18 protein-coding genes, 1 tRNA gene, 2 rRNA genes and 4 pseudogenes (1 of these 25 only partly in view) are annotated in these 25693 nt (G+C 58.4%); 4 read left to right on the top strand and 21 right to left on the bottom strand.

Annotated elements, in window-relative coordinates:
- Positions 1 to 70: 70 nt before the first annotated feature.
- On the top strand, positions 71 to 988 hold the full coding sequence (ppk2, locus tag ACJ2A4_RS10965) for a polyphosphate kinase 2 (RefSeq protein ID WP_408872833.1): 918 nt from the start codon (positions 71 to 73) through the stop codon (positions 986 to 988).
- Positions 989 to 1099: 111 nt separating this feature from the next.
- Here ppk2 and ACJ2A4_RS10960 read toward each other — a convergent pair whose 3' ends face one another.
- The 10 genes and pseudogenes from ACJ2A4_RS10960 to ACJ2A4_RS10915 form a co-directional block, all read right to left on the bottom strand.
- Complete coding sequence (locus ACJ2A4_RS10960) at positions 1100 to 2857, bottom strand: dihydroxyacetone kinase family protein (RefSeq protein WP_408872832.1); 1758 nt, start codon at positions 2855 to 2857, stop codon at positions 1100 to 1102.
- A gap of 21 nt (positions 2858 to 2878) precedes the next feature.
- Positions 2879 to 3901: an ABC transporter permease gene (locus ACJ2A4_RS10955; protein ID WP_408872831.1), complete on the bottom strand. Its 1023-nt coding sequence runs from the start codon at positions 3899 to 3901 to the stop codon at positions 2879 to 2881.
- The gene (locus tag ACJ2A4_RS10950) at positions 3891 to 5396 is read right to left on the bottom strand and encodes a sugar ABC transporter ATP-binding protein (protein ID WP_408872830.1); all 1506 of its coding nucleotides are present in this window, start codon (positions 5394 to 5396) and stop codon (positions 3891 to 3893) included. The genes ACJ2A4_RS10955 and ACJ2A4_RS10950 overlap by 11 nt, the downstream gene beginning before the upstream one ends.
- Positions 5397 to 5421: 25 nt before the next feature.
- On the bottom strand, positions 5422 to 6363 hold the full coding sequence (locus ACJ2A4_RS10945) for a substrate-binding domain-containing protein (protein WP_194260641.1): 942 nt from the start codon (positions 6361 to 6363) through the stop codon (positions 5422 to 5424).
- 54 nt (positions 6364 to 6417) lie between these two features.
- A complete protein-coding gene (locus tag ACJ2A4_RS10940) occupies positions 6418 to 6900 on the bottom strand; it encodes an RpiB/LacA/LacB family sugar-phosphate isomerase (protein ID WP_408872829.1) in 483 nt (160 codons plus the stop codon).
- Positions 6901 to 6984: 84 nt separating this feature from the next.
- Entirely contained in the window at positions 6985 to 7812 is an 828-nt protein-coding gene (locus ACJ2A4_RS10935; RefSeq protein WP_408872828.1) for a triose-phosphate isomerase, read from the bottom strand.
- 121 nt (positions 7813 to 7933) lie between these two features.
- Positions 7934 to 8926, bottom strand: coding sequence for a hypothetical protein (locus ACJ2A4_RS10930; RefSeq protein WP_408872827.1), 993 nt, complete (start codon positions 8924 to 8926; stop codon positions 7934 to 7936).
- Positions 8927 to 8929: 3 nt separating this feature from the next.
- Entirely contained in the window at positions 8930 to 9430 is a 501-nt protein-coding gene (locus ACJ2A4_RS10925; protein WP_408874161.1) for a glycerol-3-phosphate dehydrogenase C-terminal domain-containing protein, read from the bottom strand.
- Between the two features lie 102 nt (positions 9431 to 9532).
- Positions 9533 to 10638: pseudogene (locus tag ACJ2A4_RS10920) on the bottom strand (FAD-dependent oxidoreductase); the annotation flags it as partial.
- Positions 10635 to 12239: an FGGY-family carbohydrate kinase gene (locus ACJ2A4_RS10915; RefSeq protein ID WP_408872826.1), complete on the bottom strand. Its 1605-nt coding sequence runs from the start codon at positions 12237 to 12239 to the stop codon at positions 10635 to 10637. The pseudogene ACJ2A4_RS10920 and the gene ACJ2A4_RS10915, both read right to left, overlap by 4 nt.
- Before the next feature lie 231 nt (positions 12240 to 12470).
- Here ACJ2A4_RS10915 and ACJ2A4_RS10910 point away from each other — a divergent pair.
- Positions 12471 to 12587 (top strand): annotated as a pseudogene (locus ACJ2A4_RS10910) (IS5/IS1182 family transposase); the annotation flags it as partial.
- 485 nt (positions 12588 to 13072) lie between these two features.
- Here ACJ2A4_RS10910 and ACJ2A4_RS10905 read toward each other — a convergent pair.
- From ACJ2A4_RS10905 to ACJ2A4_RS10870, 8 genes and pseudogenes are all read right to left on the bottom strand, one after another.
- Positions 13073 to 14152: an IS5 family transposase gene (locus ACJ2A4_RS10905; RefSeq protein ID WP_408872825.1), complete on the bottom strand. Its 1080-nt coding sequence runs from the start codon at positions 14150 to 14152 to the stop codon at positions 13073 to 13075.
- A gap of 36 nt (positions 14153 to 14188) precedes the next feature.
- Positions 14189 to 14839 (bottom strand): hypothetical protein, encoded by a 651-nt coding sequence (locus ACJ2A4_RS10900; protein WP_408872824.1) that lies wholly within the window; start codon positions 14837 to 14839, stop codon positions 14189 to 14191.
- Between the two features lie 66 nt (positions 14840 to 14905).
- Positions 14906 to 15493: pseudogene (locus ACJ2A4_RS10895) on the bottom strand (IS3 family transposase); the annotation flags it as partial.
- 78 nt (positions 15494 to 15571) lie between these two features.
- Entirely contained in the window at positions 15572 to 16651 is a 1080-nt protein-coding gene (locus tag ACJ2A4_RS10890) for an IS5 family transposase (RefSeq protein ID WP_408872273.1), read from the bottom strand.
- A 77-nt stretch (positions 16652 to 16728) separates the two neighbouring features.
- Positions 16729 to 17387, bottom strand: a pseudogene (locus ACJ2A4_RS10885) (IS3 family transposase); the annotation flags it as partial.
- 24 nt (positions 17388 to 17411) lie between these two features.
- Complete coding sequence (locus ACJ2A4_RS10880) at positions 17412 to 18065, bottom strand: UvrD-helicase domain-containing protein (RefSeq protein WP_408872823.1); 654 nt, start codon at positions 18063 to 18065, stop codon at positions 17412 to 17414.
- Complete coding sequence (locus ACJ2A4_RS10875) at positions 18062 to 19096, bottom strand: ATP-dependent nuclease (protein WP_408872822.1); 1035 nt, start codon at positions 19094 to 19096, stop codon at positions 18062 to 18064. Before ACJ2A4_RS10875 ends, ACJ2A4_RS10880 begins: the two co-directional genes overlap by 4 nt.
- Before the next feature lie 29 nt (positions 19097 to 19125).
- A complete protein-coding gene (locus ACJ2A4_RS10870) occupies positions 19126 to 20355 on the bottom strand; it encodes an AAA family ATPase (protein ID WP_408872821.1) in 1230 nt (409 codons plus the stop codon).
- A 475-nt stretch (positions 20356 to 20830) separates the two neighbouring features.
- Here ACJ2A4_RS10870 and ACJ2A4_RS10865 point away from each other — a divergent pair, with 475 nt between their 5' ends.
- Both ACJ2A4_RS10865 and ACJ2A4_RS10860 read left to right on the top strand, forming a co-directional pair.
- On the top strand, positions 20831 to 21019 hold the full coding sequence (locus tag ACJ2A4_RS10865) for a hypothetical protein (RefSeq protein WP_408872820.1): 189 nt from the start codon (positions 20831 to 20833) through the stop codon (positions 21017 to 21019).
- Positions 21020 to 21032: 13 nt separating this feature from the next.
- Entirely contained in the window at positions 21033 to 22715 is a 1683-nt protein-coding gene (locus ACJ2A4_RS10860; protein WP_408874160.1) for a recombinase family protein, read from the top strand.
- Here the strand turns inward: ACJ2A4_RS10860 and ACJ2A4_RS10855 are convergent.
- The 3 genes from ACJ2A4_RS10855 to ACJ2A4_RS10845 form a co-directional block, all read right to left on the bottom strand.
- Positions 22672 to 22748: transfer RNA gene (locus tag ACJ2A4_RS10855), tRNA-Met, on the bottom strand. The two genes, ACJ2A4_RS10860 and ACJ2A4_RS10855, sit on opposite strands and share 44 nt — an antisense overlap.
- Positions 22749 to 22800: 52 nt before the next feature.
- Positions 22801 to 22915 (bottom strand): 5S ribosomal RNA (gene rrf / locus ACJ2A4_RS10850).
- An 83-nt stretch (positions 22916 to 22998) separates the two neighbouring features.
- Positions 22999 to 25693 (bottom strand): 23S ribosomal RNA (locus ACJ2A4_RS10845) (it continues 40 nt past the right edge of the window).

Raw genomic sequence — 25693 nt, 5'->3', positions numbered from 1 at the left:
ACTTCGGCGCCCCTGTGCCCGGTAAGGTTCCGTTCACGGCCCGTGATGCCGATGACAAAGGAACCAATCCATGACGCAGGACAACGATTTCGTGGGCCTTTCGCCAGACGAACAGGCCCGGGAGCGCATGCGCTACGAAATCATCGATGACCTGGATGAGGAATTCGAGCTCTCCCTGGAAGAAAACGAAGGGAAAGGCCTCGATCCTGCAGAACGTGTCTTCCGTCGCACCTATTTCCGCGAGCTGATCCGCCTCCAGGGCGAGCTCGTCAAGCTTCAGGACTGGGTCAAGGCCACGGGCGAGCGCATTGTCGTCGTGTTCGAAGGGCGTGACGCTGCCGGCAAGGGGGGCGCCATCAAGCGCATCACCCAGCGCCTGAACCCGCGCATCTGTCGCGTCGCCGCCCTGCCCGCCCCGAATGACCGCGAGCGTACGCAGTGGTATTTCCAGCGCTATGTGACCCATCTTCCGGCAGCGGGCGAAATCGTCCTGTTCGACCGCAGCTGGTACAACCGCGCGGGCGTCGAGCGCGTCATGGGGTTCTGCACGGAGGAGGAATACGAAGAGTTTTTCCGCTCCGTTCCGGAATTCGAGCGGATGCTGGTTCGCAGCGGCATCCGGGTCATCAAATTCTGGTTCTCGATCACCGACGAAGAACAGGAATCACGCTTCCGCGCCCGCATCGAAGACCCGCTGAAGCAGTGGAAGCTCAGCCCGATGGACCTTGAAAGCCGCCGCCGCTGGGAAAACTATACCCTGGCCAAGGAAGTCATGCTGGAACGATCCAGCATTCCCGAAGCCCCGTGGTGGGTTGTCCCGGCGGTCGACAAGAAGCGCGCGCGCCTGAACTGCATCGCGCATCTGCTGTCCCTCGTGCCTTACGAACCCGTCAGCCGCCCCGAAGTCGTTCTACCGGAACGCGTGTTCCATCCGGATTATGAACGCGAACCCACGCCCGATGATATGCTCGTTCCGGAACGCTACTAGGCCGGGTGCGGAAACAGTGTAAAGTGTAACACGTCACAGCTGAGAGCAGAGCCACGGACCAAATTCTGATCTATGGCTCTGCCCCGACAGGAAGCAGCTTTCCTGTAAAACCTAACCCACGCGACTGGTCAGGGGAGGCTCCTCTCCCACAGATGCCAGACCCGCTTTCAGATCCTCGCCCACGATCCGCGCACAAAGCGCGAGTGAAAGCGCACCTGCATCGGGATGTCCCTTGCTGCGCTCGCCATGCATTTTCGCACGGCCCATCCGCGGGAGCAGATCGCGCGTGGCCTGCGCCGCTTCATGAGCCGCTTCTGCCCCGATCCGCCAGGACTCCACAAGCCCATGCCCGGCGGCCAGAGCCTCTTCCATCGTCTCGACGAACGGTACCAGCGCATCCACGAGCGTCTTGTCGCCGGGTTTTGCGCGACCAAGCTCCATGATGCGCTCCATGCTGTTCCGCGCACCGCCTGAAAGCTGTTGTGCATCGGGCAGGCTATTGTCATCGAAGGCCAGACTGAACGCCCGCAGCCCCTCGCCCCAGAGCGCCCCGGATGTTCCCCCGGCCCGGTCTGCCCAGGCATCCGCAGCAGAAGCCAGAACCGTTGCAGGACCAGCGCCGGCATCTGCCGCAGCCCGCGCCACTTTCGCCGCCGCCGCTGAGCCACGCGCCATACCCTGACCATGATCCCCGTCGCCCGCCACGGCATCAATATGCCCGAGATCGGACTCCACCTCTGCCAGTGTCGTTGCCAGATGATCCATCACGGCTGCCACACATGCTCCACCCCGACGCCCCTGCGCCGTCCCGGAGCGCATGTACAGAACCTCTGTCTCTTCTGGCACTTCAAGCCGTGTGATCCCGTCTCCGGCCAGCAGACCATGGCTCAGCGCAGCAGACTGCACAGGCGAACGCCAGTACTGCTCCAGATCTTCATCCAACCAGGTCAGCGTCAGCGAACAGCCCGCCATATCAAGGCTCGTGACATACTCGCCCACCAAAGGCGCCACGAGCGTCAGACCTGCCTTTTCGAACATTGGCACCAGCCGGTCCCACAGAACGAACAGCTCTTCCTGCTTGGTGCTGCCCAGACCATTCAGCAGGACGGCCACCCGGCGCGACGCCCCTTCCGGAAGCTCTGCCAGCAGGCGGTCGAACAGGAGATGCGCCAGATGCTCCGGATCCGGAACATCCTGCTCGTCAATGCCCGGTTCGCCATGCACGCCCAGCCCGAGCGCCATGCGGTTCTTCGGCACTTCGAACAGCTTTTCCTTCTCGCCCGGAAGCGTGCAGCCGTCGAACGCCACGCCGAACGTGCAGGTCTGACGGTTTACCCGCTGCGCGACTTCCTCGACTTCATCGAGCGTCAGCCCCGCCTCGGCCGCAGCGCCTACGATCCGGAAAATCACCAGATCACCAGCAATTCCGCGCCGCTTCTCACGTGTGGCGGCATCAGAGCTGGCCACATCATCCGCTGTCGCCAGAACGCGGACGTCATAGCCTTCTTCGCGTAGCCGGTCCGCCGCGATACCAAAATTGAGCACATCTCCGGCATAGTTGCCGTAGCCGAGAACGATCCCACCTCCCAGATCGGCCTGACGTGCGATGCTCTTGATGGCCTGCGTGGAGGGCGAGGCGAAGATATCCCCCGCCACTGCCGCATCGCCGAAGCCCGGTCCGACATAGCCCGCAAAGGCCGGATAATGTCCCGAGCCCCCGCCAAGGACGACGGCCACCTTGCCGCGGCGGCCCGGCGTGGCCCGAAGCACACCGCCGCGCACGTGGCGTACGAGATCGGGATGAAGAAGGCTGAACCCCCGGAGGGCGGACGCTGCGAAAGTCGATGCGTCACCGCAGATCTTGGTCATGGTACGTCTCCGTGTCAGATTTCAGACGGCATCGCGGTTGAGGTAGCGGCGGGCCAGCGCATCGAAGGAAATCGCCAGCACGACGATCCCTCCGCTGACGACCGACTGCCAGTACGGCGAGATGCCAAACAGAACGATGATGTCTTCGATGATGCCGATGATGACGGCGCCCAGAACCGCGCCGATCGGGCTGCCAATGCCACCCGTCGTCGCCACGCCACCAATGACGGCTGCGGCAATCGGCCCCAGCACCCAGGTGTCACCGATGGAAGGCTGGGCTGTGCCCAGACGCGCCACCATCAGGATGCCTGCCAGCGCCGAAAGGAACCCGGCCAGCGCGAAAGCGCCCATGCGGATCGCATTGACCCGGATCCCCAGCATCCGCGCCGCATCGGGATTGCTGCCAATGGCGTAGATGTAACGTCCGACCGGGGTGCGCAGCATGACGAACGCCACGATCGCCAGACAGACCAGCAGCACCAGGAACGGCACCGGCACTCCCATTACGAGCCCACGACCAAGGAACGTGATGTCCCGCGGCACACCCGTGATCGCAACGCCCTTGGTCGCCACCAGATTGGCGCCGCCATACACGCCGGCCATGCCGATCGTCAGTACCAGCGAATGCAGACGGAGCTGCGTGATCAGCGCGCCGTTCAGCAGGCCGCATGCCCCACCCATCAGCAGGCACAGACCCAGCGACAGCCAGGGATTGAGCCCGAGCTGCACCATCAGGATGCCGCCCACCACGCCCGCAAGCCCGCCGATCGCGCCCACGGACAGATCAAGCTCGCCGAGGATCATCAGGATGGACTGGCCGATGGTGACCAGCCCGATAAAAGCCAGCGCCCGGGCGATGATGACCATGTTGAAGGTCGTCAGAAAATGCGGCGAAAGCGCACAGGACGCGCCGAAAATAATGACGAGCGCCGCCACGACCCCACCCAGCGGATTGACGGCCAGACGGGAGATGAGCGCCTTGAGCGGCGGCAGTTTCGGCGGCTGCTGCGAGGGTGCTGCCGGAACGGTGGTTTCAAGCGACATGACGGTTCTCCGGGGCGCCGATGATCGCGCCGACAAGCGTGTTGACGTCAGTAGTGGCCTGATCGAACGATCCCGTGATCCGGCCGGAATACATGGTGATGATCCGCGAAGCGCAGCGCTGGAGCTCGGTCATTTCGGAGGAGACGAGAATGATCCCCACGCCCTCTTCCGCGAGCTGCTGCATGATGCGGTAGATCTGGAACTTCGTGCCGATATCGATGCCCTTGGTCGGCTCGTCGAAAATCAGCACCCGCGGCCGCCGCGCCATTGCCCGGCCGATGATCGCCTTCTGCTGGTTTCCGCCAGACAGATGCGCGATTTTCTTGCCCGCCGAGGACGTCCGCACATCGAACTGCCGGATCGTATCGGCCACGACCTCGTTTTCACGCGCCGAGGAAATGATCCCGCCGCGCTTCATGCGGTCCAGAACCGAGAGGCTGATATTCTCCCGCACACTCAGGAGCGGGAAAATGCCGTGATGCTTGCGCTCTTCGGAAAGGTAAACCATGCCCAGAGCCACGGCCCGATCGGTGCGCCCCTTCGGGATTTCCTCGCCTTCGAGGAAGGCATGACCACCCGTCGAGCGCAGATATCCGAAGATCGTCTGCATCAGCTCCGAACGTCCGGCCCCCACAAGCCCCGCAAACCCGAGAATTTCCCCGCGTCGCAGAACAAAGGATGCATCCGAGAACCCCGGCCCCGACATATCTTTAACGCTCAAGATGACGTCGGACTCAGTCGCGACCACGCGAGGCTGGAACTTCTCCTCAAGCGGCACCGAACTGCCCGACATCAGCCGGATCAGCTGGTCCTCCGTCATTTCCCGCATTGGATAAGTGCCCACACTGCGGCCATTGCGCAGCACCGTCACCGTATCGCCCAGCGCAAAGATCTCTTCCATCTTGTGCGACACGAACACGATCGCGCAGCCATCGTCGCGCAGTGTCCGGATGATGCGGAACAGGTGCTCCGTCTCATTCGCCGTCAGCGACGATGTCGGCTCGTCCAGGATCAGCACCTTGAACTCTTCGCGGCACGCTGCCCGTGCGATCTGCAGAAGCTGCTGGTCCGGCACGCTGATCCGGTTCACGAACTGCCCCGGCTTCGCATGAATGCCGAACCGCTTGATCAGCTCCGCCGCAGCCTTTTCCATGGCCCGGCGCGATACCGTCAGATGCCCGAACCCGGAGCGGTTGAACGGCATGAACATATTCTCGGCAACCGTCATCGGCCCGAACAGGTTCAGCTCCTGCGGCACATATGCGACTTTCTCGAACAGCGTCCGGTCATGCAGCGCATCGTGGCCTTCGATCAGGACAGCCCCCTCATCCGGCACGACCAGCCCGGTCAGCGTCTTGATGAGCGTGGACTTTCCAGCACCATTTTCCCCGGCCAGAATATGGATCTTCCCCGGTTCCAGCGTCAGATCGACATGATCGAGCGCCACCACACCAGGATAGGTCTTCCGAACGGCTTCAATCTGAAGAACTGTCATGACCGTCACTCCCTGTCATGCCGCGTCAGAGGCTCTTGGCCGTCAGAAGATCAATGCCGGTATCGATGTATTTGGGCGTCTTCTGCCCCATCGCCCGCTGCCAGGCCGACACGACGGCCCAGTAGCCCTGCATTTCCGGACGGCTGGATGCAGAGGACTCAGCAACGCCCTCCTTGATGAGCTGGATCATGTCATTGAGGTTATCGAGCCCCACTTCCTTGACCTTGCCCGTCTTGCCTCCTTCGCGAATGGCCTGTCCCACGCCCACTGGCCCGGAGGCATCACACTCAACCCATCCGACCAGATCCGGATGCGCCTGCATGATGGCGGATGCCTGCTTCTGCGCGGTCTCGATGCTGTCATTGTCCACGCCGGTCGCCACGACCTTCATATCCGGGTATTTGGCAAAGACCTTCTTTTCGCACTCGGCCCGCAGCGTATGGTTCGGTGCTGTCGGCACCCCCATCATGATCGCCACTTCACCTTTCTTGCCGACCAGGTTCGCCAGCCGCTCGGCCGCCATCGTGCCCTGCTCGCAGAAATCCGCGCCCACTGCGGTGATGTCCATGCCTTCGGGCGGCAGGGAATCAAACACCGTCATGGGGATCTTCTCGTCCACCGCCTCGTCCATCGTGGCGCGGTTGCCCTTCTCGTCCAGCAGATCGAGGATCAGCCCGTCCGGATGGGTCGCAATGGCACGCTCGATGATGTCGTTCTGGGACGACACATCCGCCGTCTGCGGCGCGCGGTATTCGATCTCGACCTTCCGCCCCGTCGTCTGCGAGATCATCGCCGCAGCCGCCTGCGCCCCGTTATTCGCCTTGTCGAACCACGGATGAACCGTTTTGGGGATCAGCACGAACCGCAGAGGCGCGCTGCTATCCGCCGCATGGGCCTGACCTGCCGCCAGCGGCGTCAAAAATGGCGCAGCCGTCAGCATTGCGGCAAAAGCAAATGCCGTTTTCATAATCGTATTCTTTCAAAGAACCCGCCGGATCAGTTCCGGGCGGGAAGTTTTACTTCAGCAACTTGCGCCGACAGGACTCTGCTGGCGGTATTTCTTTCCTAATGCATCAATGCCCGCGACATTCTTCGCCGAAGCACTGCGCGGATCGAACGTGCAGGCCAGCCAGGCTTCGGCAATGGATTTCGCGACTTCCGGCCCGATGACACGCGATCCCATCGTGATGATATGCGCGTTGTTCGACAGTGCCGCCCGCTCGGCGGAATAGGTGTCGTGAGTGAGCGCAGCGCGGATGCCAGGGATCTTGTTGGCGGAAATGCACACGCCAATTCCCGTCCCGCAGCACAGGATGCCCCGGTCGAAATCTCCATGCAGAACCGCCAGCGCCACGCGCTCGCTCAGTTCCGAATACAGTTCCACACGCTCTTCATCAGGCTGGGACATGTCGATGACAACATGGCGCCCGAGCGTCGAGAGATGCTGAACCAGAAGCCGTGCCAGACCTTCGCCGGCACTGTCTCCACCAATCGCAATACGCATGAGTGTTCTCCGTCTCTTATAGTTCAGTCAGACTGTTCCGCCCGGGAACAGGATTGATGCCGCGGCACTTTGACGTGGCCGTCATCACGCCGCGATTTTGCGGGAAACCAGTTCGCTCACACTGCCCACCAGCTTCATGAAATCCGCAGGTTCCCAGGCGGCTCGCCCGACAAACACACCGTCCACATCGGGCAGTGCGACGTAATCGCGGATATTCGCCTGCGAAACGCTGCCGCCATAAAGCAGCGGGATCCGCACGCCGCTCTCAGCCGCCATCTCACGCACGACAGCCCGCAGCTTTGTGTGGATTTCGGATACGAACGGTGCTTCAGCTGGACGCCCCGCCGATCCGATGGCCCAGACAGGCTCATACGCAATCAGCACGCGCCCCAGATCCTTCTGGGACACGCCATGCAGCGCAATTTTCGTCTGACGTGCCAGCGTCTCCTGCGAGACCCCGAACTCGAATTCATCAGACGTATCACCAATGCAGATCAGCGGCCGCAGACCATGCTTCAGCGCGGCATGGACCTTGAGGTTTACCGTCCAGTCCGTCTCGCCGAAATGCTGCCGGCGCTCCGAGTGGCCGATCTCGACGATGGACGCTCCGCACTCGGCAATCATCGGCGCGGAAACTTCCCCGGTCCAGGCGCCGCTGTCCTCCCAGTGCATGTTCTGCGCGCCCACCATCAGCGCACTGTCTTCCAGCACCGAACACACATCCCGCAGGGACGTGAAGGGCGGGATCACAAATGACTGGATCCCCTCGGGTGGCTGGAACGACTCAAGCGCCCGCGCCGCGGCAATTGCTTCGGCCGGCACCTTGTTCATCTTCCAGCTTGTCCCGATCCAGACAGTCTTCTGATCCACAACCGACCTCCCGAAAGACTGCCCAACTGGCTGAATGCTCATGCCGATTTTCCCAGCCCCACTGATATCCAGAGCACTTTAGCGCTAAACAATAACACTACAAATGTTATTATCTCTAAAAATAACGATATGATCGAAAGGTTCCCATCCCCTCACGCGAACGTCAGGCTGCCCGCTCCAGCAGGACAGCTTCCGTCACCACACTGTCGATCTCCACATCGCGCCCGGCAACCAGTCCGCGTTTGCCCATTTTCTCATGATAGAGATGGGTTGCTTCCATGGGGGACAGAGCGCCATCCGTCACGCTGCGCATGGCTTCGATCAGCAGAACGGGATCATCCGCATCCACGATCTTGCGACCGAACAGGGCGGCACGGGCCCCGCAGCACTGGGCCTGATGCAGAAGTTCCAGACAGTCGCGGGTTGTGCCGCTTCCGCCGCCCATGATGCCCACGATTACCGACGGGTCGAACTCGCAGAGCTCCGTCAGTGCTTCCGCGCCATTGAACGGAACCTTGAGGAAAACCGGCCGCTCTTCACGCCGCAGCCCGGCCAGACAGCGGACGATCATGTCATTGAGGAAAAAGCCCTGATCCGCACGGGAAATCCGCCCTTCATTGGGATTGAAAACCTCAAGGAAATAGGAAAAGCGCCTCTCTGCCGCTTCCTCGCGAAAGCTTGCGAATTCTTCAAGCGCTAAGCTGTCCTGATCGGCATCGCCATTGAACGTCATGGAGTACAGGCCGAGATTGGTCTGTGCCTTTTTCAGGGACGCCGAACGGAATGGAACCGATTTCTGGGTCTGATAATTGCTGCCCCGACCGCGCCACAGATCGGTCGTATCATTGGCGCGGATCGCCGACTGGATGCGCGTGCCTTCAAAAGCATCTTCCTGAACCAGCGTCTCTAGGATTGAAGCCGAGGTCAGCATGATATCCACGATATCCTGACTGAGGATCGTCCTGATCACATCGACATATTCCCGCCGTGTGCGGAAACGGGACCGCTTTTCCTGCACAGGTGACGGATGACGCTGCAGACCCGTGGCGCTGATCCCGGCGGCCATGTCTAAATCCTTGGCGTCTGCAAGAATGAAGTCGGTCCGGCTGTCCTGACCGGAGACCATGCGGGCAATCTTTTCTTCATAACGGTTCATGGTTCATGCCCTCAGGGCTGTGTGTGACAATGATGCTGCGGGCAGCTCACCCTTCAGCTGATGACGATCCTGCCCTTCCTTCCAGGTCTGCTGGCACTGCTGTTCCATCTCCTGCGCATTCCAGCCGAGCGCTTCCCCGACAATGCTCCCCGCTTCGCGCACGACGTCCGGTGTCAGAAGGCCACTCAGGGCAATCGGCGTGCGACGGAACAGGACATCCGACAGCGTCCGCACCAGTTCATCCGTGGCGATGAATGCCAGTTCACGGCGCGTATAGGTGGGCAGGCTGCGCAGCGGCGCATCCGGCTGCTCCTGGCAGAACACCGCAAAGGCCCGCGCGCGGGAGCCGTACCGCTCCAGCAGCAGCGCCGCTCTGTTGCGCGGAAGACCATATGTGACGAAGAACTCGTCCAGATAGGAGGAATACCGTTGCGGCTGGGGGTAGTCGCGACCGCCACCGATCGGGAAATCCCGCGTGGACAGGCGCCGTTCCACGCTCAGCATGTCCAGCACCCTGTCTGCGGTTTCTTCAGCCAGACCACGGAACGTCGTCCATTTTCCGCCGACCAGAGACAGGAGCGGCGTGCCGCCCACAACGTCTTCATGAATAATATGATCGCGACTGATGGCGCCCGGATCGGCCGCATTGGTCGCAGGCAGCGGACGCACACCGCTATAGCGGTAAATCACATCGTCTGCGCCAAACCGGAATCCCGGAAACAGGCCGCCAAGCATGCGCAGCATGTAGTCCTGTTCGTCATCCGTGCAGACGGCGCTGTCAGGATTATCAATCCGCAGATCCGTCGAACCGACAAGGACATGACCATAGAACGGATAGGCCAGACAGATGCGTCCATCTGGCGTTCCGAAATACATCATGCGGCCATTCAGCTCTCGCAGAAGCCCTTCATGGCGCAGGAGAAGATGGCTGCCCTTCGTTCCGCCGATATAACGGGTCGGATGCCCCAGAACGCTGTTGATCCGATCAATCCACGCGCCCCCGGCATTGACGATGATCCGCGGCCGTACATGGCGTGTCTCGCCGCTTCGCTCATCACGGAGAGTCAGAACACCATCCGTAAAGGACAGCGGCACTGTGTAAGTCGAAACGGCGCAGTCCGTCCCCACATCAAGCCCGTCGCGCACGCATTCATAGCCGAGACGTTCCGGCTGGGTGATGGCGGCATCATAATACTGCGCCGTCGCCATGACATCCGCTGCCATATGCGGCCATTCCTCGTGCGTCCTGCGTTTGAGGAACAGGCTGTGACGGGGCATCACACGGGCACGCCGCCCGAGGAAATCATAAATCTGCAGCCCGGCTTCCAGAACGAGCGCGCCCCGATCTGTCATTTTGCCGCCCAGCCCCAGAAACTTCCGGAACGAAGGAATGATACCGCCGAACCAGGACCGGATCGGCAGGACGGTTGGCAGCGGCTTGACCACATGCGGTGCGTTGCGCAGCAGCAGGTTCCGCTCCAACGTGGACTGCGCTACGAGCCGAAATTCACCGGTCTCAAGATATTTGATGCCACCGTGAATCAGGCGGGATGGCGCGCATGATGCACCGGAACAGAAGTCCCCCGATCCACCAGAAGAACGCGCAGTCCCTGCAAGGTCAGTTCGCGGAACAGGCCAGCCCCGTTGATCCCGGCCCCAATGATCGCAACATCGAACGCCGCATTGTCCGTAATGCCAGCAAGCCCGTTCATGGCCGGGCCTCCTGCGGGATGAAGCCGATTGCAGCATAGTTCAGGACAACGCCCGCCTCCACGGCAACTGGCTCCGGAACGGACTCGGCCTGCGCTGTTCCGCCATCATAAAGATCCGACCAGAAAGGCCGCATGGCCTGGGTCAGGGCGACGTAACGCCGGAAGATCCCATCATAAATGCGACGCCATTCGCTCTGGGGCGTGTAAATCTGCATCGGGATGGTCTGGGCGGAAACGGCTTCCTCCAGGTCGACATAACGCCCAATCGCGACGCTGGCGGTCAGGGCAGCGCCAAGCGCACCAGCCTCCCGCACTTCCGGGATTTCCACATCCGAGCCCAGAATATCGGCAAACATCTGTGCGATCACAGGCTGCCCACTGCCGCCGCCGGACACGCCAATCCTGCGGACCGGGCCTGTCTGGCGCAGCGCATCGACATGTTCACGATGATTGAAGATCGTGCCTTCCACCATTGCCTGGAACAGATCCGCACGATCATGCCAGGACTGCACCCCGAACAGCGAAGCGCTGGCCGGCACTTCATAAGGCGAGCCGAACAGAAACGGATGATAAAGCGGCACCTGATGACGCCCGCCCGGCTTCGAAAGACGGCTTTCCATTTCCGCCGAGAGCTGCCGGGCCGCGTCTTGTTCCTCAGGCTTCAGAAGTTTCGCCAGCCATTCGAGATTGCTGGAGGACGCCGGCGAAATTGCCATGCAGTTCCACAGACCACGACGATATCCGGCGCGACAGGCCCAGCCTTCGCCGATGACCGGCCGATCCCGGAACACCTCGTTGATCGAGAATGTTCCAGCCGTGATGGAAAGATCATCGGCCTGAGTATATCCCATTCCGACTGCTGCAGCCGTAACATCATGCAGCCCGACCGAAACGGGCGTCCCGGCTTTCAGGCCGGTCAGGGCTGCGGCCTCGGCTGTCAGAGTACCACCGCTTTCGCAGGACAGCCGCATTTCCGGCAGCGCGCGGCGGATGCCCTGCAATCCCAGGATTTCCAGCAGTTCGTCGCTGTAATCCTGCGTATGCAGATCCGTGAAAGACGTGCTGGCTTCCGTCAGATCCGTCGCAATCTCACCCGTCAGACAGTAACGGATCCAGTCCTTGGCAAAGATAACCGATCCGATTGCTGCATAACGCTCCGGCTCATTTTCCCGGATCCAGGCCAGAAGCGTATTGGCCGAATAGGCATAGGGTCGCTGTCCCGCCACCGGGAGAACCAGATCTGATATCCCATCGCGCTGCCACCGCTCGTGCAACGCCGTGGCACGACTGTCGAGCGACATGATCCCACGGCCCAGCGGTCTACTTGAGCGGTCAAGTAGAAAAACGCCATCTCCATGCGCAGTTAGGCCAATTGCGGCAATGGCCGAACCGTCAAGCCCGGCATCCGCCAATGCATCCTGAACCGAACCCGTCACGGCTTCCCAGGCCTCGTGCATGTCGCGCTCAACGTGATGAGGCCGGTCCATATGCTGTGTAACCCGGTGACGCCCTGTCCCCATGATCGCACCGGTCGGCGAAAACACGACGGCTTTCGTCGTCGTGGAACCACTGTCGATCCCAATGGTGAAATCCTGGCGCATTGAACACCCTCCAGACGGCGTGACTGATCATCAAGCGATCACAACGATGAGCACCCATAACATTATTTGTGAGATTATGAACACATTTATCTGTGATTTATCACTATTTAATGTGACAAATACCGTCAGATCGCACAGGACGTTGGCAGATAACCCGTGAAAATATCAGTCGGCTCAGGATCATTAAATTGATCCAGGAAATCTGATGCAGGCTCTGCAAGGAGACTGGAAATGAGTGTCTTGTCCTGGCTGACGCACAAGCAGATGGAGCGTTTGCGGCCGTTTTTTCCCAAGAGCCATGGACACCCTCGGGTTGATGATCGCCGCGTATTGAGTGGGATGATGTTCAGCAGGCTCAAGGAGAAGTGGCGTATCGCCACACGCTACCACAGACGCCCGACCGTATTGTTCTCGGCCGGCCATCTGTCTCGCTGCAACCGTGATCTTCTGGCCATGAATTCTGAGCCTGGGTTCTGGCTACGCGTCCTTTGAATATCAATCAGCCCGCTTCCTTTGATAATGAAGAGCGTCCTGCTCGCTTGAGCGGGCTGATGGGGCTTTGGATTTTTTCAGTCTGGCTGACTGAGCGCCCGAAGGGCATTGGCCCGTTCATTTGACGAAAGACCCGTAAGTAATGCCCCGCACTGGTCATCGGACAAATGATCACAGTGACTGGCAATGAGCTGAATCGCTCCCAGCTGGAGGGATCGAAGAACCGTTGGTTGATGCGCCTGGCTCGTGATTTCAGGCTTTTGGCGATTTGATTGACGGTTTTTGGGGGAGCTTTTGATCTGCGTTTTGAGCAGATCGGGGACTGCTCTCCCGCTGGATGACTATGCGCTCGCGTTCAATCTTTCGAGGAAGAGGAAGCGGCGCATGTTGTAGACGATATTGGCCAGCCCGATCCTCATGGTGGCCCGGGTGATACCGACAGTTCGGATGAACAATCCCGTCTGTGATTTCTGGTCGGCAAAGACGTGCTCGACGCGCGATCGGATCACGGACTTTCCAGCATTCGATTTCTGGATATGTCGGGGCATAGGCTTGAGATGCGGCTTTTTTCTGTGAACCTTTGAGACAAAACCCTCTTTGTCCATGAAGTCCTCATTCGCTTTCGAGCGATAAGCTGTATCAGCCCAAACGCTTGAGGCCGTATTGGTTTTATCTAACAGCCCCTCTCTCAATCGCGCACCATCACTGGCGGCGGCATCCGTCGTCTTCCATTTTCGGATGAACCGAAACTTCCGGTCGATGGAGACGTGGGATTTGTAGCCAAAGAACGGGATGGCGAGATCGCTCGACGGTATGGTTCCATCGTCCTGCCGCTTCGCCTTCGTGAACTTCAGTGTCCATCGTGCATGACGATCCTTATGCGACATCTTTGCGGGCTTGTTCTGCCAGTCTTCAGGAATACGTCCTGCCCGGAGATCCGCTTTCTCAGCCTTCGTATTGCGCTGCTTTGGAGCAGCCACCAGTGTGGCATCCAGGATCTGGCCTGACATCGGTAAATACCCGGCGTTGCGCAGGGTCGCATCAAAGCGGTTGAACAGCCCTTCGATCGCACCCGCCTGGGTCAGACGCTCGCGGAACAGCCAGACCGTTTTGGCATCCGGCACGCGGTCCGACAGCCCCAATCCCAGAAAGCGCATGAACGACAGGCGGTCGTTGATCAGATACTCTGTCCGTTCATCAGACAAATTGTTCAACGTCTGGATGACCAGAATTTTGAACATCAGCACCGGATCAAACGGCGGACGTCCGCCTTTACTTCCGTCTGAATAGGCCAGAGCCAGCTCCAGATCAGGGCGGAACACCTCAAAATCCACAGTCCGGGAAAAGGCCTCCAGCTGATCGCCAAGCCCGCTCAGCCGAGCAAGGCGCTCTTCAACATCAAAGAAACCAGGCTGCTTCATCTTCCACCATCCCCAATCAACGCCGAAGAAATGGAATCACACAGAACAGCTCAGAGCCAAGGGTTTTTCGAACCCTCCAATTTGGTCAAACGGCACTCTGAGGAACTGCTCGATCGCTTCGTCCCTTGCTGAGCGATCATCCTCCTCATTTTCTTCCGAAAGAAGCCTGGAAGTTTCCTTTCCAATACTGGAGTACAGAGCTTCAGGAATTTCGAAAAGGCCGCTCCTTGCAATTTCTTGGAGCAAGTCGCCGAAGGTGGCGTTGTTCGCCTTCCCTTTCTCCTGTAACGCCGCCACTGCAGCATGAACCATAGACAAATGGGCTGCTTCATCCACAACTGTACGCAACACCTTCGCGCTAAGGAGTGGCGACAATGTTCGCACGATGCGCGCAATTGTAAACTTGTCTTCTCTCGCGTCGATGAGCGGTAGGATTTTACCAGAAAATAGGCTCAGTATTGGCAAAGACCCATCAAGTAGTCCGGTTCGGAATGGATTGAAAGTTTGTAAAGAGCTGAATAGTTCGTCAAATCCTAGACGGCGGGCAGCCATTCGGTGTTCAAGGATCAGATCCTTTGAGCCGCCTTTCTCAATCCATTTCTCGTCGCCCGTTGCGCTAGCCATCGCTGCGCGTATGCGCGCTTCCACTGCTGGCTTGTTTGGTGTGGCCGCCGGCAGAATGAACATGCGCACAGAGGTGGACCCGTCCGTTCGGACAGTTTTTGGGTTTGAATAAGCTATACCCGGTTGTTGTTATGCCGCCATTCTGACGGCGCTGCTGTTGGCCCTCTGGTCCGGGGTTAACCCCGGACCAGAGGGCGTCGGCGCGTCATGATACGCCTCATCGGGCGTGCGTCCAGCCAGTGCCGTATGCGGACGCTGCCCGTTGTAATGCGCGATCCATGCAGTGAGCCCGGCCCGCAGTTCCGAACCGGTCTCGAACGCGTGCAGGTAGACGCATTCGTATTTCAGGGATCGCCACAGGCGCTCGATGAATACGTTGTCGAGCCATCGGCCGCGCCCGTCCATGCTGATGCGGATCTGGCGCGCTTGCAGCACGTCCGTGAACCGGGACGTCGTGAATTGTGACCCCTGATCCGTGTTGAAGATCTCCGGTGCGCCGTAGCGGATCAGGGCCTCCTGTAGCGCCTCGATGCAGAACTCGGCATCCATCGTGTTCGACAGCCGCCAGGACAGAACCTTGCGCGTCGACCAGTCCATGATCGCCACGAGATACAGAAAACCCTTTTGCATCGGGATATAGGTGATGTCCGAGCACCACACCTGGAGGGATCGAAGAACCGTTGGTTGATGCGCCTGGCTCGTGATTTCAGGCTTTTGGCGATTTGATTGACGGTTTTTGGGGGAGCTTTTGATCTGCGTTTTGAGCAGATCGGGGACTGCTCTCCCGCTGGATGACTATGCGCTCGCGTTCAATCTTTCGAGGAAGAGGAAGCGGCGCATGTTGTAGACGATATTGGCCAGCCCGATCCTCATGGTGGCCCGGGTGATACCGACAGTTCGGATGAACAATCCCGTCTGTGATTTCTGGTCGGCAAAGACGTGCTCGACGCGCGATCGGATCACGGACTTTCCAGCATTCGATTTCTGGATATGTCGGGGCATAGGCTTGAGATGCGGCTTTTTTCTGTGAACCTTTGAGACAAAACCCTCTTTGTCCATGAAGTCCTCATTCGCTTTCGAGCGATAAGCTGTATCAGCCCAAACGCTTGAGGCCGTATTGGTTTTATCTAACAGCCCCTCTCTCAATCGCGCACCATCACTGGCGGCGGCATCCGTCGTCTTCCATTTTCGGATGAACCGAAACTTCCGGTCGATGGAGACGTGGGATTTGTAGCCAAAGAACGGGATGGCGAGATCGCTCGACGGTATGGTTCCATCGTCCTGCCGCTTCGCCTTCGTGAACTTCAGTGTCCATCGTGCATGACGATCCTTGTGCGACAGCTTTGCGGGTTTGTCCTGCCAGTCTTCAGGAATACGTCCTGCCCGGAGATCCGCTTTCTCAGCCTTCGTATTGCGCTGCTTTGGAGCAGCCACCAGTGTTGCATCCAGGATCTGGCCGGACATCGGGAGATAACCGGCGTTCCGCAGGGTCGCGTCAAATCGGTCAAACAGCCTTTCAATGGCACCCGCCTGTGTCAAACGCTCACGAAACAGCCAGACCGTTTTGGCATCCGGCACGCGGTCCGACAGCCCCAATCCCAGAAAGCGCATGAACGACAGGCGGTCATTGATCAGATACTCTGTCCGTTCATCAGACAAATTGTTCAACGTCTGGATGACCAGAATTTTGAACATCAGCACCGGATCAAACGGCGGACGTCCGCCTTTACTTCCGTCTGAATAGGCCAGAGCCAGCTCCAGATCAGGGCGGAACACCTCAAAATCCACAGTCCGGGAAAAGGCCTCCAGCTGATCGCCAAGCCCGCTCAGCCGAGCAAGGCGCTCTTCAACATCAAAGAAACCAGGCTGCTTCATCTTCCACCATCCCCAATCAACGCCGAAGAAATGGAATCACACAGAACAGCTCAGAGCCAAGGGTTTTTCGAACCCTCCACCTGATTGGGGCGATCGATCACCAGATCCCGCAGCAAATACGGATATTTGCGATGCCCAGGATGCGGTATCGTCGTGTGCGGCTTCTGATAGATCGCCCGCAGCCCCATCGTCGCCATCAGCCGACGGACACGCTTGCGCCCGACATCATGGCCGAGCCGCCTGAGATGCCGGGTCATCTGCCGCGACCCGTAATAGGGTGTCTCAAGAAACTGCGCGTCGATCAGCCGCATCCGTTCAAGATTGCCCTCACTCTCCGGCACCGGCCGGTAATACACGGACGACCGGTTGAGTTGCAGCAGCGCGCATTGCCGCACCACGGAAAGCCGAGGCCGCTTCAGGTCGATCATTTGCCGCCTCTGAGCATGCCCAACCGCACAGAGGCATCCCGCAAAAAATCCCGTTCCACCAGCAATTGGCCAATCTTTGCGTGCAGTTTCTCCACGTCGGCCGGGCTGGCCGCCGCCTCCGGTGCCGCCTTGCCGGAGAAGATGCCCGCCATGCCCTCGACTGCCTGGCGCTTCCACTGGGCAATCATCGTCTGGTGCACGCCGTGCTTCGACGCCAACTCCGACAGCGTCTGCTCGCCCCGCATCGCCTCAAGCGCAACCCGCGACTTGAACTCCGCCGAATATCGTTTCCGCGTAACCTTGCCCATAAACCCGTCCTCTCTCAGGTCGGATTATAGCTTATCGCCCTGTCTGAAAAACCGGGTCCACCTCTGATAGCCATCCTTCAGAATGTCTTGCATCGCCGGTTTAGTGCGGATGAAATCACTACTTATCTCCAGCACCTCAGCGTGACTCAGAGAATCCCGCCCCCGATTATCTGTGTCGGGGCTGTAAACAAATCGGGTTATCGTATCAAGACGCATCAGCCGACTGGTCTTCGCCGCAATGTCGGCCTGTCGATCGATCGAAGCCTGTGACCCAGCGCGTCCCCTTGCTTCTTTGGCTCGTAAATCGTCGATATCAGCCGCCAGTGCGTGCCTGAGCCAATCACGAATATCGTGGTTGAAACCTTCTATCACTGACCATGCAAAAGCGTGAATGGTTGAAACGGCGATAATCGGATCGAATTGAGTGCGGCGGATAATCTCATCGCGTGCGGCCTTGGTGTAGGTTATGACTGCGACACGCCGATTATGCAAACGGAGTTCATGTGCAAGGTTAAGTCGTATATAGTCGAGCGCCTTGACAAGAGATCGTGTTTTTCCAGAACCTGCGCCGGCAAATAGAAAGAAACTCTTGGGTTCAGTCAGACTGAGGCAACCGACAATCTCGTCATCAACGTGATTATCAAGCGAATCTATGCCTGCTGGGACAATAGTGCTCATGCTGCTACCGCTGCAGCCGTAGCTGCCGCCTTCGGTGCCAGGTCGTTTTCTTTGCGCTTAAGTTGCTCAATAAGCCACTTAAGTCCGTAATCAATATAAGTAGGCACTATCAACCTATCGACATCATCCGAATAAAGAAGTTCCAGAGCAAAGTCAGCCTTGTCACCACTTCCAATAGCTTTACGAACTTTTTCGGTTAGGTCGGTGAGGTCGGTTGCACCGTCAACACAACGTCGGAAGCTTCCCGCGATTCCAGTTCCCGCACGCCCCTTAAAGAAGTCGGTATTCTGATAAAATAACGCGTCTTCAAAGGTATACGCCAACGCTTCGCTTGTCAGGCCTTTGAAGGTGACCGTGGTAGGCAGTTGATAGGCTGCGCGAACAGCGAAGCCACTAGCGTAGACAGTCTCCTTTTTACCTTCCGGTAAATCTAGAAGCGTATCAACATCCACGATTTTTGGCACCCACGAGCGTAGCGTTTCGTTACGAGCCTCCTGTTTGCTGGAACGCGCTACGGGGACGGCGACATTGCTGGTCGCATCTTTTGCATCCAAATCGGTGACGATCAGCGTCGAAAGACCTAAATACTCAATGAGCTTTCTCAAGCGGTGCGCATGACTCCCACCGATTTCTAACCAAGAGATATAGCATCTGCGCAGATAGTCGTAAGCCTCTCTTTCTTCTACAAAGTGGGGAACAAGGATGCGCTCCGCAGAGCCTTCAATCAGGACTGCGCCATCAGCGAAGAAAAGATCGCAATGCGTTGCCTTAAGATACCTGCTGACAAATTTTCCCGTTTGGTCGCCCGGCCCAAAAACGGCACTCAGATTGACTACGGATGCCGTCGGCACAGCAGTCTTGGTCATTACCGGCAAACGACGAAAATACCGCAGCGACGAAAATTCGCTCGCGTGGGCCACGTGACTTGAATGAGTACTGACCACCAACTGCGTGGTTAGGCCTCCATCTTCCTTTAGATCCTTATGGTTTCTCAGCACTCTGTAAGCGTGCTTGATGAATACTTGCTGCACTTGTGCATGCAGATGAGCCTCAGGTTCTTCTACCAAAACCAAGTGAAGCGGGGGGGAGCGGTCAGCGTCGCACTTTCGCCACTGGAAGCCTTGCCCTCCTTCATCCAGCCGTCACGAAAGCCCATCAGGGCGAAAACCATCGATACTAGATTCTGGTAACCCAGACCGTTCGAATCTTCCGGCAACCGAAGAACCGTACCTCCCGTAGATGCCACGACGTACTGCACAGCTGACGCGTGGTTCAAACCGTCCTGAATACGGAAGTTCGTAGCAATAGTAAGCTTCGGGTCTGTAACACCGGGATATCCGAGTCCTTCAAGCTCTCCGAGGGCTTTTTCGAAACAGTCGGTCAGGCGAGCATCAAAAACCCCACGAGCATTTTCGAGCGCGTAGAGCGCCTCTATGTCGGAAACAGCTGGGGTATCCTGCGGATCTAGGTGCCTATCGTAATAAGTCCGTAGCTGAGTTGAGAGTTTTCTGCTCATACGGCCGTCGACTTGGGCACCAGTCGCCTCTCCATCGCGAGACGATCTAGACGCTGATATTTGCCCAAAGCCACGCTGGGCACTAATCTCATCAATCTGTATCAAACCATCGAGTGGATTTCCGTCAACGGGTTCGCTCGCTGCGGCAATATCCTGAGGTCTTGCTACACCATCGACCGGATCCACCAGTTTGGTTGGATCGAGGAGATAAGCACGGACTTTGAAATGGCGCCCCATGCGGCGATCTAGGTAATCGATCAGATTTTGCGGCCATAAGCTTACACTCTTGCTGGCGCTGCCGGCAATCTGAGCAGCCTTCAGTGTTTCAGCAGATTTGATACGGGCCTTGAGAAAATCGGCCTGGAGAGCGGAAGGGTCCTCAGGTTCAAATCTCAGCCGGACGCCAAGAAGGCCCCCTCTCCATTCGAGCGTGGGGATGAGCTTCTGCACATAGTGAAATTCACCACTTGGCACCGCTAACCAAATATCAAGGAACGGAACAACCTCAGTCAGACAAGGATCAGGCAGTTCAGCACTTGCCGCAAGTGCCGCTTCCCAACAAGCCCCAGCGTCGTTTATGGCCTTCCAGTTACAGAGCGTGAAATCGTTAATCGAAAATAATCGCTGATCTAATAAAAAGCGACGCAATGCGGTCATAGCAGAAGTCTTACCGCTATTATTAGCTCCAACGAAAATCGTTTTATCTTTTGCGAAGTCCACACGAACTGAGAATAGTTTGCGGAAATTGCCGATCTCGATCTGATGGATATGCATTGTCTTCTCCCCGCAGCACAGTAGAGGTCGCGAGGCAGAAAATCAATTACAGCACCGGACGCACGCTAATTAGTCATAGAGGCATTGAGTGGTCCTTACGCGCAAAGAAGCTTCTCTCTGCGCGAGCGAGCACAATCAGCAGATCGCGCTGCCTCGGTACCCTAACCCGCAGGACGCAACAGCCCTTCCCGGCCAGCGCCTTCAAAGGCAAGGAGGCGGAGACGTCTCACTCATCCGTGCTACTGGAAGAACGGCATTCCCGCATCGTTCATGATCCACCCTGCCCCTTCGTGACGCCGCCGTAAGCAAGTATTTGTACGACGCGCCTGTATCCGGGACTACCCATAACTACGATTCCGTACGCTGGAGTACTCAGGATTACGCTTTCGCACATTGCGTATTTCCATTGAAATAACAGTCATCTGTCCGGATCGTGTGCCTGTTTTCCTTGCCTTACGGTCGGAAGAGAGCAACGATGACGGACAGACCCAGCCAGTCCATTGCCCCGGCGTATCGGCCACCCGAGCCCGAGTTGCGGCTCGTCCTGCGCCCCAACACTCCCGACCCGCGTCTGGTGGCGCTGGTCCGCCTCATGGCCCGTCGCGCGGCGCGGGACTGGTTCCGGTCGCAGCAACAGGAGCAGTGCCGCCGCTCCGGACCGTAAGGGATGCCTCGTCATGAAGGTCGCGCTCTACGCCCGCTATTCGTCCGACAACCAGCGCGACGCCTCGATCGCCGACCAGCTTCGCGTCTGCCGCACCCACGCGGAGAAACAGGGCTGGAGCATCGTCGAGGAGTATACCGACCACGCGATCTCTGGCGCCTCCCTGATGCGGCCTGGTATCCAGGCGCTGATCGCTGATACGCAGCGCGGACGGTTCCAGATCGTGCTGGCCGAGGCGATGGACCGCCTGTCCCGCGACCAGGAGGACATCGCCGGCGTCTTCAAGCGCATGAACTATGCCGGCGTGCGGATCGTCACTCTTTCCGAGGGCGAAATCTCCCATCTCCATGTCGGTCTAAAAGGCACAATGAACGCCCTCTTCCTGAAAGACCTGGCCGAGAAGACCCATCGTGGCCTGCGCGGGCGAGTGGAACAGGGCAAGTCGGGCGGCGGCAACGCCTACGGCTATGACGTGGTGCGCAGGCTCGACGCCAATGGGGAGCCGATCCGGGGCGACCGCACCATCAATCCAGCGGAAGCCGACGTGGTCCGTCGCATCTTCCGCGACTTCGCCGCCGGGCTGGGACCGCGCGCCATCGCCTTCCGTCTCAACGACGAAGGCATCTCCGCACCGGGTAGCGGTGCCTGGGGCTTCTCGACCATCGATGGCAACCGGCTACGCGGCACCGGGATCCTCAACAACGAGATGTACGTGGGCAGGCTGGTCTGGAACCGCCAGCGTTTCATCAAGGATCCCGACACCGGCAAGCGCCAGGCCCGCCCCAATCCGGAAGCCGAGTGGGTGATCCAGGAGGTGCCAGACCTGCGGATCGTCGATCAGGACCTGTGGGACGCGGTTAAGGAGCGCCAGGCCAGCGTCAGCGCCAGCCGAAACACTCTCGATGCGTCATCGCCCGACCATTTCCGGGAGAAACGCCGTCCCCGCTATCTGTTCTCTGGCCTGAGCAAATGCGGCGGCTGCGGTGGCGGCTATTACATGATCTCCGGCACACTTCTGGGCTGCTCGACGGCGCGCAACAAGGGCACCTGCGACAACCGGACCAATATGCGCCGCGAGGAACTGGAGCGGCGCGTGCTCGACGCCCTGCGTCACCACCTCATGGACCCGGACCTGTTCGCCGAATTCTGCTCGGCCTTCACCACCGAGATGAACCGACTGCGCATGGAGGCATCGGCCGACATCGGCGCAGCGGAATCAGAACTGAAGCGGGTCGAGCGCGACATCCAGCGCCTGATGGATCTCTACCTCTCGGAAGCCATTTCGATCGAAACGGTCAAGGAACGCGGATCAAGGCTCGAAGCCCGCAAGGCAGAGCTGACAGCGTTCCTCGCGACCGCCGAGGCGCCGCCTCCCCTGCTCCGTCCGCAGATGGCGGAGTTCTACCACCGGCAACTCGCGCGGCTGCACGACATGCTGCATTCCGAACTGGACGAGAAACGCCAGGAGGCCGCCGAGGTGATCCGCTCGCTGATCGAGGCGATCATTCTCACGCCATCCGACAAGGGCCTGCAGATCGACGTCCGGGGCGATCTCGCCGGCATCCTGACAGTCGCATCAGGCAGCGGACAAACGAAAACCCCAGTCCGTTTCCGGACTGGGGTTCGTGATGCGTTCGCATCGCAAGTTCAGATGGTTGCGGGGGCAGGATTTGAACCTGCGGCCTTCAGGTTATGAGCCTGACGAGCTACCGGGCTGCTCCACCCCGCGGTGGTGTTTTTGATGTTGGGGATTTGTTGTGGTGTGTTGGGTAGGCTGGGGGACCTGGCGGCGACCGACTTTTCCGCACCTTAAGGTGCAGTATCATAGGCGCTGAGGGATTTCACGGCCGAGTTCGGGATGGGATCGGGTGTAGGGCCCTCGCAATGGCCACCAGGTCTTCCAGCCCACCCTGTCTTTTGAGAGAGGGTGGTGGTTGGTGCGTTGTGAAGAGTGTGGCTGATTTCTGTGCATGTGTTTTGGAGTGAGAAGTATGAGCGATTAGGACCGGTTAGCTGCATGCATTACTGCACTTTCACACCCGGCCTATCAACGTGATGGTCTGTCACGGCTCTATGAGACCTCGTTTTGAGGTGGGTTTCCCGCTTAGATGCTTTCAGCGGTTATCCCGTCCATACTTAGCTACCCGGCTGTGCCACTGGCGTGACAACCGGTGCACCAGAGGTATGTTCATCCCGGTCCTCTCGTACTAGGGACAAATCCTCTCAAGTCTCTTACACCCACGGCAGATAGGGACCGAACTGTCTCACGACGTTCTAAACCCAGCTCACGTACCACTTTAATCGGCGAACAGCCGAACCCTTGGGACCTGCTCCAGCCCCAGGATGTGATGAGCCAACATCGAGGTGCCAAACCTCCCCGTCGATGTGAACTCTGGGGGAGATCAGCCTGTTATCCCTAGAGTACCTTTTATCCGTTGAGCGATGGCCCGTCCACGTGGGACCACCGGATCACTATGGCCGACTTTCGTCTCTGATCGAGCTGTCACTCTCACAGTCAGGCGGGCTTATGCCATTGCACTCGACAGCCGGTTTCCGACCGGCCTGAGCCCACCATCGCGCGCCTCCGTTACACTTTGGGAGGCGACCGCCCCAGTCAAACTGCCCACCATGCAGGGTCCCGGACCAGGCTTACTGGTCTCGGTTAGACATCAGAAAAATTCAGGGTCGTATTTCAAGGATGGCTCCACCCAAGCTGGCGCCTGGGTTTCAAAGCCTCCGACCTATCCTACACAGAATGTCTCTGATGCCACTGCAAAGCTGCAGTAAAGGTTCATAGGGTCTTTCCGTCTGACCGCGGGTACCCCGCATCTTCACGGGGAATTCAATTTCGCTGAGTCGATGCTGGAGACAGTGGGGAAGTCGTTACGCCATTCGTGCAGGTCGGAACTTACCCGACAAGGAATTTCGCTACCTTAGGACCGTTATAGTTACGGCCGCCGTTTACCGGGGCTTCAATTCAGTGCTTGCACACCTCCTCTTAACCTTCCGGCACCGGGCAGGCGTCAGGCCCTATACGTCATCTCACGATTTCGCAGAGCCCTGTGTTTTTACTAAACAGTCGCTACCCCCTGGTCTGTGCCACCCAATCATGGTTGCCCACGGTTGGGTCTCGTTTATCCCGAAGTTACACGAGCAATTTGCCTAGTTCCTTCAGCATCGTTCTCTCAAGCGCCTTGGTATTCTCTACCAGTCCACCTGTGTCGGTTTCGGGTACGGTCTATACGCCAGAGCTATTTCCTGGAATGATTGAAAAGCCTGTTCAATCCGTTAAGGACAGACAACATCTCTCATTCGTCACTTCTGGCAGGCCCAGTAATATTCAACTGGTTCCCATCGACTACGGCTCTCGCCCTCGCCTTAGGGGCCGGCTCACCCTGCGTGGATTAACCTTGCGCAGGAACCCTTGGACTTTCGGCGACAGTGTTTCTCGCACTGTTTGTCGCTACTCATGTCAGCATTCGCACTTCCGATATCTCCAGAGAGGGTCACCCCGTCTCCTTCGCAGACTTACGGAACGCTCCGCTACCGCGCATACAAAGTATGCACCCACAGCTTCGGCACGTGGCTTGAGCCCCGTTACATTTTCGGCGCAGGGTTTCTAATAGACCAGTGAGCTATTACGCTTTCTTTAAAGGATGGCTGCTTCTAAGCCAACCTCCTGGTTGTTTTGGAATCCCCACATCCTTTCCCACTTAGCCACGATTTAGGGGCCTTAGCTGGTGGTCTGGGCTGTTTCCCTCTCGACAATGGACCTTAGCACCCACTGTCTGTCTGCCGGGCTATACTCCTGGGTATTCGGAGTTTGGTTAGGTTTGGTAAGGCTTTGGGCCCCCCTAGCCCATCCAGTGCTCTACCCCCCAGGGTAAACACCCGACGATCTACCTCAATAGATTTCGCGGAGAACCAGCTATCTCCGAGTTTGATTGGCCTTTCACCCCTAGCCACAGCTCATCCCCGACTTTTTCAACAGGCGTGGGTTCGGCCCTCCAGTGCGTGTTACCGCACCTTCAGCCTGGCCATGGCTAGATCACTCGGTTTCGGGTCTTCTGCCAGCAACTCATTCGCCCTATTCAAACTCGCTTTCGCTACGCCTACACCTAACGGCTTAAGCTCGCTGCAAACAGAAACTCGCTGACCCATTATACAAAAGGTACGCCGTCACCCCATAAGAGGCTCCGACTGCTTGTAGGCGTCCGGTTTCAGGTCTCTTTCACTCCCCTCATCGGGGTGCTTTTCACCTTTCCCTCACGGTACTTGTTCGCTATCGGTCACTAAGGAGTATTTAGGCTTGGAGGGTGGTCCCCCCATGTTCAGACAGGGTTTCACGTGCCCCGCCCTACTCAAATCCTCATCAGAACACTACGCTTACGGGGCTATCACCCATTCTTGCCGGACTTTCCAGACCGTTCAGCTTCTTCCTGATCAGGCATTGGCCTGCTCCGCGTTCGCTCGCCACTACTAGCGGAATCTCTGTTGATGTCTTTTCCTCCAGGTACTGAGATGTTTCAGTTCCCCGGGTTTGCCTCATACACCTATGTATTCAGTGCATGATCCTCTTGCGAGGGGGTTGCCCCATTCGGACATCCACGGATCAAAGCCTGTTCGCGGCTCCCCATGGCTTTTCGCAGCGTACCACGTCCTTCATCGCCTCTT

Source organism: Gluconobacter roseus (assembly GCF_046058915.1).
Taxonomy (GTDB): domain Bacteria; phylum Pseudomonadota; class Alphaproteobacteria; order Acetobacterales; family Acetobacteraceae; genus Gluconobacter; species Gluconobacter roseus_A.
Note: the sequence above shows the minus strand (reverse complement) of the source record. Positions and strands in the feature narration are given on the sequence as shown.